The following is a 14,354-nucleotide window of genomic DNA, read 5'->3' as shown; positions in this document are numbered from 1 at the left end:
TGCAACTTTGTAGTATGAAGGGCATTGTCTATAAATCTACCGGAAGCTGGTACACCGTAAAATCTGATAAAGGAGTATTTTACGAGTGCCGTATCAAGGGGAAGTTCCGCATGGAGGGTATAAAGAGTACAAATCCTGTTGCGGTGGGCGATCATGTGCATTTTAAGGTTGAGACAAAAGGAGATGAAACCATAGGGGTTATCCATAAAATAGAGGAAAGGGATAATTACATCATTAGAAAAAGTGTGAACCTATCCAAGCAAACCCACATTATTGCGGCAAATGTAGATGTTGCCTTCCTGCTGGTCACGTTGAACAATCCTCCCACCTTTACCAGTTTTATCGATCGCTTTTTGGTCACTGCAGAGGCCTACCATATCAAGGCAGTGTTGCTTTTCAACAAGATAGATACCTATACCGAAGACGAATTGCTGGAAGTAAAGTACCTGGCTGCAATGTATCGTGACATTGGGTACGAGTGCATTGGTATCTCGGCAGCAACGGGCAAGAACGTGGAAAAGGTAAAAGCATTGATGAAGGACAAGGTAAGTATGTTCTCAGGCCATAGCGGGGTGGGCAAGAGTACCTTGGTAAATGCCATAGAACCTTCATTGAATCTAAAGACCTCAGAAATTTCTGAACAGCATAAACAAGGACAGCACACCACAACGTTTGCTGAAATGTTCGATCTTTCGTTCAACGCAAAGATCATTGATACCCCGGGCATCAAAGGGTTTGGCGTGGTTGAAATTGAAAAAGAAGAACTGGGCGACTATTTCCCCGAATTTTTTGAACTGAAGGAACACTGTAAATTCAATAACTGTCTACATCTTGAAGAACCCAAATGTGCTGTAAAAGAGGCATTGGAAAACGATGAGCTTCCGTGGTCGCGCTATAAAAGCTATCTCCAAATTATGGAAGGGGAGGAAGAACATTTCAGAAAAGATATTTACAATAAGGAGTAATCCTAAGACCAAAGAGAATAGCCCCCTTCGCTAAAAAAAATAAACTATGAGATAAAAAAAAATTTTCCACAACCCACAACCCACAACCCACAACCCACAACCGACAACAGACAACCCACAACCCACAACCCACAACCGACAACCTATTATATGAGAATCATCATCCAACGAGTAAAAAAAGCTTCAGTAACCGTTTCAGAAAAAATAGTTTCAGAGATAGGACAGGGATACCTTATTTTATTGGGAATTGAGGATGCCGACACACAGGAGGACATCAACTGGTTATGCGGAAAAGTAGCTCGATTACGGATTTTTGCAGATGAACAAGGGGCTATGAATAGATCTATCAGGGACATAGATGGCGATGTGATCGTGGTAAGCCAATTTACCTTGCATGCCAGTACCAAAAAGGGCAACCGTCCTAGTTTCATAAAAGCTGCTAGGCCAGACAAAGCTATCCCTATGTATGAAGATTTTGTCAGGAATCTGGAAGTGGAATTGGAAAAAAAAGTACAAACTGGTATATTTGGCGCCATGATGGATGTGGCCTTGGTGAACGATGGCCCCGTGACCATTGCTATTGATTCTAAAAACAAAGAGTGACAATCTGCTTTACTGCGATAACATACATGCCAATTAAGATATAGCCCCGCAGCTTACTACTTTATGAAATTTCGATTACTCCTATTATTTATATTTTTTTCAACTACACTTTTTGCACAATATGCTGTAAAGGATATTCCCGAGGAATTGACCGAGGGTGTCAATGCAGTGATACGCTTGGAAGAGACCGTCCATGAGTTGAAGGATTATAATTCAATGCAAACCACGTATAAGAAAGTGGTCACGTTTTTTAATAGAGAGGGTCTTTCTGCCGCGACTATAGGTGTTGATTACGACTCCAGCTCTTCTGTGAAGGATATTGGGATGATCATTTATGATAAGGACGGGAACGAAATAAAAGAGTACAAAAAGAGAGATTTCTTGGACGTTAGTGCCTCTGGCGGTACACTTTATTCCGACAATCGCAAGTTGTATGTAGAGCATTATGTAGCCTCATATCCTCTAACTTGTGAGTTCTTTTATGAAAAAAAATCAACGTCCACAGCATTTTTAAATCAATGGATGCCCTCTCCTTATTATGATGTGAGTGTTGAAAAATCCAGCTACACCATCATCAACGAAGAGGAAATACCACTAACGACCAGAAAATATAATCTGGATGTGTTCAACGCGCAATATTCAGAAACGCCGAAAAAGTACACCTATAGTATTGCAAATATGAAGCCTGATAAAAGGGAAGGGTTCAGTCCTCATTTTACAGAGTTTAACCCTGTTGTGAAAGTGGCACTCCAAAAATTCCAGCTTGTCAATGAAACTGCTAACATCAAAAACTGGACAGATTTTGGATTGTGGCAGAACAATTCGCTGCTAAAAGGAAGGGATAAACTTTCCAACGGTACAAAAGCAAGAATAGATAACTTGGTCAGCGGTGTTGAGGATCCTAAGGAAAAAACACGTTTAATCTATGAGTACATGCAGGATAAGACCAGGTATGTGTTTATTGCGATTGGTATAGGCGGTTGGCAACCAACAACTGCCAAAGAAGTTGACGAGCTGAGCTATGGAGACTGTAAGGGGCTTACCAACTACACAAAAGCATTGCTGAAATCCCAAGGCATTGAGTCTTATTACACGATTGTAGACTCTGGAGAAAATGGAAGAGACCTCGATGAAGATTTTGTAGCGTTGCAAGGAAATCATGTGATCTTAACAGTGCCCTTTGAAGACGAAAATGTATTCTTGGAATGTACCAGCCAGGAATTGCCATTCAACTATTTGGGCACGCATACAGACGATCGTAAGGCACTTATGGTAACTCCAGAAGGGGGAGTGATGATACGGACCCATAAATATGAAACCAATGAAAACGTCCAGTCCCTAAAGGCAGTTGTCACTTTGCACGACAATCTTGAATTATCTGGGAGAGTAACCGAGAACTCTAAAGGACTGGCCTATAATGATAAGTATTCCCTAGAAACTACAAAAAGTGATGATGTGGTGATGTACTACAAAAACCTTTGGGGACATCTAAACGCATTGAGTATTGGCGAAGTTGCCTTTGAAAACAATAAGGACAGTATCTATTTTATTGAAAACCTAACTTTTTCGTCAAACAACTATATATCCAAGGCTGGCGACAGAATTTTATTGAACCCAAACATCTTTAACCGAAATACTTTTATACCTGACGATGAAGAAAACCGAAAACTCCCCATACAATTAAGGCGTGGACGGACCTATAATGATGAAATAGAGATCACCCTGCCAGATGGCTATGCACTAGAAGCTATCTTCGATCCCATACAGGTAGATTCCCAATTTGGCGCCTATACTGCTTCAATTGAGAAGATAAACGAATCTAAGATAGCTTACAAAAGACAACTAGTGTACGACGATGGAAAGTACCCAAAGGAAATGTACACAGAATTTAGGGATTTTTGGAGAACGGTAGCTAAAAAGGATAAATCTAAAATAGTATTGGTCAAAAAATAATGATGAGAATTTTAACGGTTATCCTCTTTTTTATATGCCCTGTTCTTGTATTTAGCCAAGAAAGAAAGTTTGGGGATGTAACTGAAGCTGAACTCCGGGAAACAGCAGACCCTACCTTCCCTAACGCACCTGCCGTTATTCTGTACCGAGATATAAATTTTGAGTATGGTAGAGTTCTGGAAGTTCACGAACGCGTTAAGATATACAATAGCGAGGCCTTTAAATATTCAGATTGGACCATACCTTTCGATGGTATGAAGGCGTTGAAAGCAGCCACATACAATTTGGAAAATGGAAAAATTGACCGAACAAAAGTCTCCAGAAGCGGAATTTTTAAGGAGGAAGTTTCAGAAGAGATAGAGATCAGTAAATTAACGTTCCCAAAGGTAAAAGAGGGCTCCATTATCGAGTTGAGATACAAAGTGCCATTTATAGGGCTATCCATCCTTTACACTCAAATGCCCTTGCCCATAAGGTACCAGCGTATTTTTATAGAGAACGATTACTACGGAAATCTGTCTATTCGCCAAAACCAATATGTAAAGCTACCAATTCAAAGTTACGAGAAAACTGCATATAGATTGTTCGTAGGCGAAAATATCCCCCCATTAAGGGAAGAGAGTTTTGTGGGGAACGTAGATAATTTTAGAGGAAAAATACTTTTGGAACGTCACGGGGTTCTATACCGCCAGTCTTGGAGCAACGTAGCTAGGGATTATAAAAGTTTCGACTGGTTTGGAGACCAGTTGCGAACAGGTTATGCACTCTATAAAAAGGATTTAAATACCCTACTGGTACAAGTGAAGGACACATTGGAAATAGCGAAAAAAATAGATCGTTTCGTGAAAGATACCATTGAGTGGAACAAGCAGTATACCCGCGGTACAGAGTATGTTAAAAATGTTTTCAGAGACAAAAAGGGCTCCAGCGGGGGCATTAATATCATGCTTGTTCAAATGTTGAAATCACGAGGGCTGGATGCCAATCCAATCTTAGTAGCCACTAAAAGTGCAGGATGGGTAATGTATCCACATATCGATGCTTTTAACACTGTTTTGGCTACCGTGAAGATAGATGGGAAAATGTACATCCTGGACGGATCTGAAGAGCATACAAAATTTGCGCAATTGCCATTGCATTATATCAACGATAAAGGTCTAATTATTCGTGAAGATGGCTCCCACGAGCTGTATTGGTTTAAAATTGAAGAACCATCAAAAAACACCTTGATCGTTAATGCTACACTACATCCTGAGAAACTCTCGGTACAGGGTACTGTTAAAAAGCAAATTACAAACTACAATGCGTTATCGTTTAGAGATCATTATACAGACCTTAGAAAGGAAACCTACGAGGAATATTTAAACGATATTCCGCTTTTCACTGCAACAAACGTGGTTAAGAAAAATGTAGAAAATCCAGATAGACCTATTGCCATTTCCTACGATTTTGAAAGAAAGGACTTTGTGGAAAATATTGCCGGTTCCCTCTATTTTGAACCTCTTTTGATCTGGGGCCTTGAAGAAAACCAGTTTGTAGAAGAAGATAGGTTGTATCCAATAGATTTTGAACATCCTTCTATTGAAAACTACATAATAAACTATACAATCCCAGACGGCTATAAAGTAGAAAGTTTGCCAGAGGGTAAACTGGTGACCATGGAAAAGGGTATAGGCTCACTTACCTTTAATATTCAACAAAGAGGAAGCCAGTTGCAGGTGATGTTCTCACTGGAGTTTAATGAATATTTGATCCCTGCAGATTATTACCCTGCTATACAGGGATTGTATAGTGAATATTTAAAAATATCTAAATCAAAAATCGTACTATCAAAAATTAAATAAAAATTTATGAAGTTTAAATACCTACTCATTTTATTGTTGGCTTTTACTGTAGCGGGCACTGCCCAAAACTATAAATTAGGAAAAGTTTCAAAAGAAGAATTAAAAGAAAAAGCCCACCCCAGTTATCCAAATGCCAATGCATCGGTATTGTATCGAGATTACTCCGTGAGTTATGTTTTTACCCAGGGACAGGGTTTTGTACAGATTACCAAAGTGCATGAACGCATAAAAATTTATAACAACCAAGGGTTTGACTGGGCAACCAGAACTGTCCGGACCTATAACGACGGGACCGATAAGGAATCGTTTGATGTGAAGGGATACACCTTTACCCTGGAGAATGGTTCCGTAGAAAAAGAAAAACTTAGGAACGAAGGTATTTTTGAGGAACGCGCTAGTAAATATCGCGTGGACAATAAATTTACAATGCCCAACATATCCCCCGGAAGTATTGTAGAATATGAGTACACCATAGAGTCTCCATTCCCCTATATCGAGGATGTAGACCTACAATATACCATACCCATCAAGAAAGAGAACATAAAAATTGAGGTGCCGGAGTATTATGTGTTCAATATACAATTGAACCCAAAGTCTCCCTTAAGTTTCAGTTTTGAACAAAACACAAGAGAAAAAAAGATAAACCTCCGCGAAAGAAGTGGGCTGGGCACCGTGAACTACAATAAAAATTTTAGAAGAAATACTATGGGGAGGAATACTACGGGAACCAAGGAGTATTCATACAAGGAAAATATCTATACCCTGGAAGAAAATAACATTCCCCCGCTCAAGGAAGAAGTGTATGTAGATAATCTTAAAAATTATCAGGCCAAATCCCTTTGGGAGCTTGCCATGGTGAACAACCCCAACGGCATCCCAAAGCGTTATGCTACAACTTGGGAGGCCGTAGCAAAAAGTGTGTACGAGGACGACGATTTCGTGAACCAAATAAAAAAGAACGATTACTACCAGGCAGATCTTGCAGCCGTAACAAAGGGCGCCGCCTCAAACGAGGAAAAGATGGTCAGTATCCTGAACTTGGTAAAATCGAAAGTAACATGGAACAACTACGTAGGTTTCATTCCTGAGAAGGGCGTTAAAAAAGCATACAGGGAAGGGACCGGAAACACTGCCGATATAAATTTGATGCTACTCTCAATGCTTCAAAATAGTGGGCTGGATGCATTCCCAGTATTGCTCAGTACTTCAGAAAATGGAATCCCCGTATATCCTACACGGGAAGGTTTCAACTATGTGATAGCAGCGGTGAACAGCAACGGGAATGTGTACCTCTTGGACGCAACAGACCCTTTTTCGCAAGTAAATATGCTGCCCAGACGCGCTATGAACTGGCAAGGTCGCTTGATACGCCCAGATGGTACCTCAAACTGGGTCGGGCTATACCCAGGATATGTGTCCCAAAAACTTACGTATGTGCAGGCAGAGATAAACGACCAAAATGTACTAGTGAAAGTACGTGAACGAAAAGGAGGACATTTTGCGAAAGAGTATCGAAATAAATATGTAGCTACCAGCGATAAGCTACAAATGGATGGGGTAGATACAGGAAGTGAAGCTGTAGAAATTTCAGAATTTGAAGCAAAAGACCTAGAGAGCTTAAAAGACAATATGAGCATAAGCTATACCGCAAATTCTAGTTCTTTGGTAGAAGAGATTGGCGGCGATTTGTACATTTCCCCAATGTTGTTCTTTGCACAGACAGAAAACCCCTTTAAGAGCGATTCCCGTGAATACCCCATCTTTTTTGAGTATCCAAAATCACAGAAATATAATATCTCCCTAAAAATTCCGGAAGGGTATAAAGTAAAGTCGCTGCCCGAGGCCATTAAGGCAGATTTGGCAAACAACATGGGAAGTTATACCTATTTGCTGAAAGAAGCACCCGGGATACTACAATTAGCTGTATCTTTAGATTTAAATACCCCTATCGTTCTCCCCCAAGATTACGAATTTATAAAGGGTATGTTCGCACAGATTACCGAAAAGGAAAAAGAGAAAATTGTATTTACAAAAATCTAAAGCAAATGAACCTTAAAGACGCCCAAAAGGCAGTAGACACTTGGATACAGGAACACGGCGTACGCTATTTTAACGAGCTCACCAATATGGCCCAGCTTACCGAGGAAGTAGGTGAGGTGGCACGTATCATCGCCCGCCGCTATGGCGAACAGAGCGAAAAGGAGAGCGATAAGGAAAAAGAGCTGGGCGAGGAACTGGCCGATGTGGTTTTTGTGGTATTGTGCCTTGCCAACCAAACAGGGGTAGATCTCCAAGCCGCCTTCGATGCGAAGATGGAGCTAAAGGCAAAACGCGACCACGACCGGCACCACAACAACAAAAAACTTAAATAATGTTTAAAAGGGTCGTTACTCATAAAGGGTTTTGGAAGTCTGTAGTTGTCATTGGTTTTGTGTATGCTATTGCGCTGTTTTTGATTCAATGGATGGGAACCAATTTTAATTCTCAATTTCTGAGCTTCAGCTTAAAGAGAATTGTAATTTTCCTAGTTGGTGGTTTTATCGTGGGGTTTGCAACAACATACGGTAAGTTTTGGGGGAAGTTAAAGCAGGAAGATTACAAGAATAAATGAACATAACCCTCTCCAAACCTTCAGCGTTAAAGAATAGCACATCGCTACAAATCACGGGTTCCAAGAGTGAGACCAACCGCTTGCTCATCCTTCAGGCGCTCTACCCAAATCTCTCCATTGAAAATAGTTCCAAGAGCGACGATAGCAAGGTGCTTCAACAAGCTCTAAAAACCACAAATGGCACTGTAGATGTACATCATGCAGGAACGGCTATGCGGTTCCTCACTGCTTATTTTGCGGCCAGCCACGGTGCAGATGTGCTCATTACGGGAAGCCAGCGCATGCAACAACGCCCCATAGGTATATTGGTAGACGCTTTAAGACAATTGGGGGCAAAAATATCCTACGTAAAAGAAGTGGGCTACCCACCCTTGCACATCCACGGGACAGAGCTAAAAAACAACAAAGTGACCCTCAAGGCAGATGTGAGCAGCCAATTCATTTCGGCGCTATTGCTCATTGCCCCTTCACTACCCAGCGGCCTGGAGCTCTCTTTAACGGGTACTATTACGTCTAGGCCCTACATAGAAATGACATTGTCACTTTTGGAGCAATTGGGGATCCCGTATCATTTTGCTGAAAATAAAATTGTGGTGCGCCCCATTTCAGAAATTCAAGAAAAGACCATAACCGTAGAAAGCGATTGGAGCTCGGCATCCTATTTTTATAGCATCGTAGCACTTTCAGAACATCTAAAGATCCGTTTAAGAAGTTATAGGACCGAAAGCTTGCAGGGCGATAGTGCATTGGTGGATTTGTACAAAACGGTAGGGGTAGAGACTACTTTCCATGCTGAAAAGAATAGCATCGTCCTCCAGAAAATAAACACCACACTTCCTGAAACCTATACCGCAAACCTTGCCAATACACCAGATATTGCCCAGACCATTGCGGTTACGTGTTTTGGTTTAGGGATTGGCTGTGAGCTAAAAGGCCTCCATACCCTGAAAATAAAGGAAACCGATAGACTTCTTGCCCTGAAGATTGAGCTGGAAAAATTGGGAGGTAATGTAACGATCACCGAAGAAAGTCTATTGCTTGCACCATCTATAAAAATAAACAAACACATAGCCATAGACACCTACAACGACCACCGTATGGCAATGGCCTTTGCACCGCTGGCAGTAAGAGGCCCGTTACAGATCAATCATGCCGAAGTGGTTTCAAAATCCTTCCCAACGTTTTGGGAGGCCATGGAAAAAGTGGGGCTTACAGTTTCAAGATAATTGTTTTCCATCAACACCCTTTTTCAGGTTTTGTTCCAAAAGAATAGCTGTTATTGGTAGTATTTTGGCTCTAAACCCTAATTTGTCAAAAGATAATACTTCATTTACTTGACAACCCCTATGTTGAGGTTGTATATTTGCAACTTTTTGAAATAAAACTGTATACCTATGGGAATGAAATTATCCAACTTCAACTTTAATCTTCCACAAGAACTCTTGGCAGAACATCCTGCTCCCAATCGTGACGAGGCCCGCTTGATGGTACTAAACCGAAAGGAGCAGACCATAGAGCATAAAATGTTCAAGGACCTTATAGATTATTTTGACGAGGACGATGTACTGGTACTTAACAATACCAAGGTGTTTCCGGCAAGATTGTACGGTAACAAGGAAAAAACAGGAGCTCGTATCGAGGTATTCCTATTGCGCGAACTGAATCCAGAGACCCGTCTTTGGGATGTGCTGGTAGATCCTGCAAGAAAAATACGTATAGGGAACAAACTGTATTTTGGTGAGGACGAATCGCTCGTGGCAGAAGTTATAGACAACACTACAAGCCGTGGCCGTACACTGCGTTTCCTGTTCGATGGTTCTTATGAAGAATTCAGGAATAAATTAACAGAGCTTGGCGAGACCCCGCTTCCCAAATATATTAAAAGAGACGTAGAGCCCGAAGATGCAGAGCGCTACCAAACTATCTTTGCAAAAAAAGAAGGTGCCGTTGCAGCGCCCACCGCAGGACTTCACTTTTCCAAGCATCTCTTGAAGCGACTGGAGATAAAAGGCGTTAATTTTGCTGAAGTAACACTGCATGTAGGTTTGGGAACCTTTAGCCCGGTTGAGGTGGAAGATCTCTCCAAGCACAAAATGGACAGCGAAGAAATTGCCATAGACAAACAAGCCGCAAAGATCATAAACGAAGGGATAGCACAGAAAAGACGTGTTTGTGCCGTAGGAACCACCGTGATGCGTGCTTTGGAGAGTTCGGTATCTTCTAGTGCTACACTCAACGACTACGAAGGATGGACCAACAAATTTATTTTCCCACCTTACGATTTTAGCATTGCCAATATGATGGTGACAAATTTCCACACACCAAAGTCTACGTTACTTATGATGGTCTCTGCCTTTGCAGGGCACGAATTCGTGAAAAAAGCGTATGCCGAGGCTGTAAAGGAAAAATACCGCTTTTACACCTATGGAGATGCCATGTTGATTATTTAATACGTTGCTGATAACATACTACAATCCCGACCAATGGTCGGGATTTTTTTGTTTTCTTGATTTTTAAGAGTAGTTTCAGGATGTAATGCTTATTCTGATCCGTATTTGGGGTTTTGGGGCTTTTTCTCTTTTAGGAGTCGAAAAATTACAGTATATTGGTTTGGTTTTTATACATCTAGCCATTATATGAAACAACTGTTACTCTTTTTTTGCATGTTTTTAAGTGCGTTTTCGCTGCTTGCACAAGTAGGAGGGACAGAACTCCCCACTAGTTGGACCAGAGATGTGGATACCAACTTTAAGCCCATTGTGCTCCCTCCCATAGATTTTTCCCGTATTGCTCAAGAAGATAGTATCAACGATTTTAATAAATCACTCCCGTGGCGCTACGGGATTGAACAGGGAATATCAGTAAATATCAAGGATAGGGGTGAGCTTGTGGTATTGGACAACGGCGATAAAATATGGCGCATTGCCTTTACCTCCCAAGGGGCGGTAAACTTGAGTGTAAATTTCAGCAAATTTGTTCTTCCGGTGGGTTCAAGATTACAATTGTACAACGGTGCCAATAGCGATGTTTCTACCGTATATACACACTTGCACAACAGAAGTAACCAACGTGCTGGAACCTGGTTCTTGGAAGGAGATGAAATTTGGATAGAGTATTTCGAGCCAGTAACCACTGCTTCCGATTTTAAATTAGAAATCGAAAGCATTATCCATGGCTATAGAATGGGCCAGGTATCACAACTCGTGTATGGGAACCGAGACCTTAACGATGCAGGTGAATGTAACTACGATGTTAATTGTGAAGTGGGCCAGGATTTCGACGGCATTAAAAATACAGTTAAAAAAGCAGTGGCACTCCTTAATCTAGGCAATGGCTATTTGTGTTCTTCAGTATTGCTGAACAATGTAGAGCGTGATAAAACCCCCTACCTGCTCACAGCAAACCATTGTCTTGACAACAGTAATACCGATTTGTGGTCGGCTAGGTTCAACTGGATAAGTCCCGCACCCATTTGTGGGACAGGCGAAGAAACTATGGGGGTAGAGAACAATTTTACACTAAGCGGTGCAGAGGTAAAGGCCAATAACCCGCTTTCAGATTTTGCCTTGGTAGAATTCTACAATGGCATTCCAGATTCTTGGGATGTAGCCTTTGCAGGATGGGACAATACCGATACCAATCCAGGATTTGGAGTGGGGATACACCATCCCAATGGGGATATTATGAAGATATGTCGCGACAATTCTGGAGCCGTAAAAGAAAATGCCCAAGGCGTAGAGGTATGGTTAATTGGTGGTGGTAGCGCAGGGACAGGAAACGGTTGGGAATTGGGAACTACCGAGAGTGGTTCTTCAGGCTCTCCACTTTTTAATGAAAATGGATATATCATCGGTCAGCTATACGGAGGGCAATCGTTCTGCGATGGTACTTCCAATAATGGCGAATTCGATATTTATGGCAGGTTTGCGGTTTCTTGGGATGCTGGTAACAGTGAATCGCAGCGCTTAAAGGACTGGTTGGATCCTCAGCAAACTGGACAAACCCAAATCGAGACCCTTTCGAATATCCTGAGCATCCCCGAAAATGAATTTATAGGCGACCTACAAATTTACCCAAATCCCGTGAGCAGCTTGATTACGGTGATGAATTCAAAATATCCTAATCTCACCTACGGCCTATACGACGTGGTGGGGAAGCAGATGCAGCAAGGTACGCTGCACAATACCAGTAATACTATTTCGGTAGAGAATCTGGCAGACGGAGTTTATTTCCTTCATTTGGTAAACCAGGACGACAGCAATGCTATTACCAAAAAAATTGTAGTGCGTAAATAATCTTCAATGCCTTCCTTTTTAAAATACGCCGCCACTTCCTTTCAATTATAGTACTTTTGTAATCTCCATCTATTCCAGATTTGGAATGCCAAGGACAAGCCGTGTATAGGGAATTCACCTTATATGCAAAATGATACGTGAATGGGTCAACAAAAAAAAGATATACGCTCGCTCTCCAAGGAAGAACTTAGGGAGTTTTTTGAATCTATTGGTGATAAAGCCTTTAGGGGCAACCAAGTCTATGAATGGCTCTGGAGCAAGGGTAGCCATACGTTTGAGGACATGACGAATATCTCAAAAACTACCCGTTCACTTTTGGAAGAGCATTTTGTTATCAATCACATAGAGGTGGACAGCCTTCAAAAAAGCAACGATGGCACTATTAAAAATGCCGTGAAGTTGCACGATGGTTTTATTGTGGAATCGGTTTTGATTCCCACATACAGCCGTACTACCGCTTGTGTTTCCTCACAGGTAGGGTGTAGCTTGGATTGTAGGTTTTGTGCAACTGCAAAACTGAAACGCATGCGCAACCTGAACCCTGATGAAATTTACGACCAAGTAGTGGCCATAGACCGTGAAAGTAAACTGTACCATGATCGGCCGCTCTCCAATATCGTGTTTATGGGAATGGGAGAGCCATTGATGAATTACAAGAACGTACTGGCCTCTATTGAAAAGATTACCTCGGAAGAAGGTTTGGGAATGTCCCCCAAGCGTATTACACTTTCCACTTCTGGCGTTCCCAAAATGATAAAAAAACTGGCCGACGATGATGTGAAATTCCATCTTGCCGTTTCATTGCACAGTGCCATCCAAGAAAAGAGGGAGCAGCTCATGCCCTTTGCAAAAAACTTCACTTTGGAAGACCTAAAAGAGTCCTTGGAATATTGGTACGAAAAGACAAGCCGAAGGATTACCTACGAATATGTGGTCTGGAAAGGGTTGAACGACAACAAAGAGGATATTGATGCCTTGGTACAATTTTGCTCCTACGTGCCCTGCAAAGTAAATATAATAGAGTACAATCCCATAGACGATGGAGACTTTCAACAAGCCGCCGAAACAGCCGTAGAGGCATATATACATGCATTGGAACGAGCCAGGGTCCCTGTTACCGTAAGGCGTAGCCGTGGAAAGGATATAGATGCTGCCTGTGGGCAACTGGCCAATAAGAGTTAGTATATGGCATTACTACAAAGAGCGACCGAAAGGTCGCTCTTTTTTAAGATCTATTGTTTTAGAATATTACTTCTTCACAAATTTGATGGTCTTTTTAGTACCCTCGATCGTTACGTTAGCAAGATACACACCGCTTGTAAGCGTAGCGATATCTACCAGCTCGTTAGTACCGCTAAGTGCTTTGTTGGCTACTTGTTGTCCTGTGATGCTGTAGATAGAGATATTCTCCATCGCTGTAGCAGCAACAAGGTTTAATTGGCCATTGTTTACAAAGTAGTTAAAGTTAGCGAACAAGTTGTCGTCAACCCCTAGAGTTCCTTGATCTCCAGCAGCAATTTCAGTATCGGGAGTAGCGTCAAATGCAAAACCTTTTATTGTAAAAGTACTAGCATCTGCAGGAACGTCAAGTTGAATCCATCCGTAATGTTGATTTCCACCAACATTGAATCGAAGACCAACATATTTGTCTACTTGTCCTCCACACCATTGGCTATTGGTATAAGCGCAACTGTTCCAATTTAGGGTTTGATAGTTAGGGTGCATCGTAAAAGAATTACCTGGACCAATGGAGTCTCCCTCATTCAATACAGTGGGATAGTTGTAGTTACCTCCAAAGTTTTGTCCCAATACAGAGTTTGATTGATCGTTATATATACGAACAGCCAAACCTCCAGCACCTTCGTTATGGATGGTAAAATCTACAGTTCCGTCTGCGTTCATATCAACTTCAAAGTTGGTATCGTCAATTGTTTCGTCTGGATCAATGTCAGTGTATACAACTTGTCCAGCAGCGTTTGAAACACCAGCAATTGCTAAAGAAAGCGCACCATATTTCGCGAGCTTTTTAGATAAGTTTTGAGATGTAGTTTTTTTCATTTTTCTTAGTTTAATTAAACAAAAT

11 protein-coding genes are annotated in these 14,354 nt (G+C 41.5%); 10 read left to right on the top strand and 1 reads right to left on the bottom strand.

Features of this window, described 5'->3' with window-relative positions; genetic code table 11:
* The first annotated feature begins 14 nt into the window (after nt 1-14).
* The 10 genes from rsgA to rlmN all read left to right on the top strand — a co-directional run bounded on the left by rsgA (nt 15) and on the right by rlmN (nt 13,453).
* On the top strand, nt 15-965 hold the full coding sequence (rsgA, locus tag C8D94_RS13105) for a ribosome small subunit-dependent GTPase A (RefSeq protein ID WP_115124414.1): 951 nt from the start codon (nt 15-17) through the stop codon (nt 963-965).
* A gap of 150 nt (nt 966-1,115) precedes the next feature.
* Complete coding sequence (gene dtd / locus C8D94_RS13100) at nt 1,116-1,568, top strand: D-aminoacyl-tRNA deacylase (protein WP_115124413.1); 453 nt, start codon at nt 1,116-1,118, stop codon at nt 1,566-1,568.
* A 63-nt stretch (nt 1,569-1,631) separates the two neighbouring features.
* Complete coding sequence (locus C8D94_RS13095; protein WP_115124412.1) at nt 1,632-3,521, top strand: DUF3857 domain-containing protein; 1,890 nt, start codon at nt 1,632-1,634, stop codon at nt 3,519-3,521.
* Complete coding sequence (locus tag C8D94_RS13090) at nt 3,521-5,365, top strand: DUF3857 domain-containing protein (protein ID WP_115124411.1); 1,845 nt, start codon at nt 3,521-3,523, stop codon at nt 5,363-5,365. Before C8D94_RS13095 ends, C8D94_RS13090 begins: the two co-directional genes overlap by 1 nt.
* Before the next feature lie 6 nt (nt 5,366-5,371).
* Nucleotides 5,372-7,405: a DUF3857 domain-containing protein gene (locus tag C8D94_RS13085; RefSeq protein ID WP_115124410.1), complete on the top strand. Its 2,034-nt coding sequence runs from the start codon at nt 5,372-5,374 to the stop codon at nt 7,403-7,405.
* Nucleotides 7,406-7,410: 5 nt separating this feature from the next.
* On the top strand, nt 7,411-7,737 hold the full coding sequence (locus C8D94_RS13080) for a nucleotide pyrophosphohydrolase (protein WP_115124409.1): 327 nt from the start codon (nt 7,411-7,413) through the stop codon (nt 7,735-7,737).
* Between the two features lie 235 nt (nt 7,738-7,972).
* Nucleotides 7,973-9,202, top strand: a complete 1,230-nt coding sequence (locus C8D94_RS13070; RefSeq protein WP_115124407.1) for a 3-phosphoshikimate 1-carboxyvinyltransferase — start codon at nt 7,973-7,975, stop codon at nt 9,200-9,202.
* Nucleotides 9,203-9,376: 174 nt separating this feature from the next.
* Complete coding sequence (gene queA / locus C8D94_RS13065) at nt 9,377-10,426, top strand: tRNA preQ1(34) S-adenosylmethionine ribosyltransferase-isomerase QueA (RefSeq protein WP_115124507.1); 1,050 nt, start codon at nt 9,377-9,379, stop codon at nt 10,424-10,426.
* 186 nt (nt 10,427-10,612) lie between these two features.
* A complete protein-coding gene (locus C8D94_RS13060; RefSeq protein WP_115124406.1) occupies nt 10,613-12,271 on the top strand; it encodes a T9SS type A sorting domain-containing protein in 1,659 nt (552 codons plus the stop codon).
* Nucleotides 12,272-12,412: 141 nt separating this feature from the next.
* Nucleotides 12,413-13,453: a 23S rRNA (adenine(2503)-C(2))-methyltransferase RlmN gene (rlmN, locus tag C8D94_RS13055; protein WP_115124405.1), complete on the top strand. Its 1,041-nt coding sequence runs from the start codon at nt 12,413-12,415 to the stop codon at nt 13,451-13,453.
* Between the two features lie 66 nt (nt 13,454-13,519).
* On the opposite strand, the gene C8D94_RS13050 is transcribed toward rlmN, so the two are convergent.
* Nucleotides 13,520-14,329, bottom strand: coding sequence for a T9SS type A sorting domain-containing protein (locus C8D94_RS13050; protein WP_115124404.1), 810 nt, complete (start codon nt 14,327-14,329; stop codon nt 13,520-13,522).
* Between the last annotated feature and the right edge of the window lie 25 nt (nt 14,330-14,354).

Source organism: Marinirhabdus gelatinilytica (assembly GCF_003353425.1).
GTDB classification, from domain to species: Bacteria; Bacteroidota; Bacteroidia; order Flavobacteriales; family Flavobacteriaceae; genus Marinirhabdus; species Marinirhabdus gelatinilytica.
The sequence above is the reverse complement of the archived record's forward strand: the minus strand, read 5'-3'. Positions and strand labels throughout refer to the sequence as shown.

Coding starts and splice junctions, on each gene's coding strand:
- dtd (WP_115124413.1), top strand. CDS start 1,116: ATGAGAATCATCATCCAACGAGTAAAAAAAGCTTCAGTAACCGTTTCA.
- C8D94_RS13085 (WP_115124410.1), top strand. CDS start 5,372: ATGAAGTTTAAATACCTACTCATTTTATTGTTGGCTTTTACTGTAGCG.
- rlmN (WP_115124405.1), top strand. CDS start 12,413: ATGGGTCAACAAAAAAAAGATATACGCTCGCTCTCCAAGGAAGAACTT.
- C8D94_RS13050 (WP_115124404.1), bottom strand. CDS start 14,329: ATGAAAAAAACTACATCTCAAAACTTATCTAAAAAGCTCGCGAAATAT.
- C8D94_RS13080 (WP_115124409.1), top strand. CDS start 7,411: ATGAACCTTAAAGACGCCCAAAAGGCAGTAGACACTTGGATACAGGAA.
- queA (WP_115124507.1), top strand. CDS start 9,377: ATGAAATTATCCAACTTCAACTTTAATCTTCCACAAGAACTCTTGGCA.
- C8D94_RS13090 (WP_115124411.1), top strand. CDS start 3,521: ATGATGAGAATTTTAACGGTTATCCTCTTTTTTATATGCCCTGTTCTT.
- C8D94_RS13095 (WP_115124412.1), top strand. CDS start 1,632: ATGAAATTTCGATTACTCCTATTATTTATATTTTTTTCAACTACACTT.
- C8D94_RS13070 (WP_115124407.1), top strand. CDS start 7,973: ATGAACATAACCCTCTCCAAACCTTCAGCGTTAAAGAATAGCACATCG.
- C8D94_RS13060 (WP_115124406.1), top strand. CDS start 10,613: ATGAAACAACTGTTACTCTTTTTTTGCATGTTTTTAAGTGCGTTTTCG.
- rsgA (WP_115124414.1), top strand. CDS start 15: ATGAAGGGCATTGTCTATAAATCTACCGGAAGCTGGTACACCGTAAAA.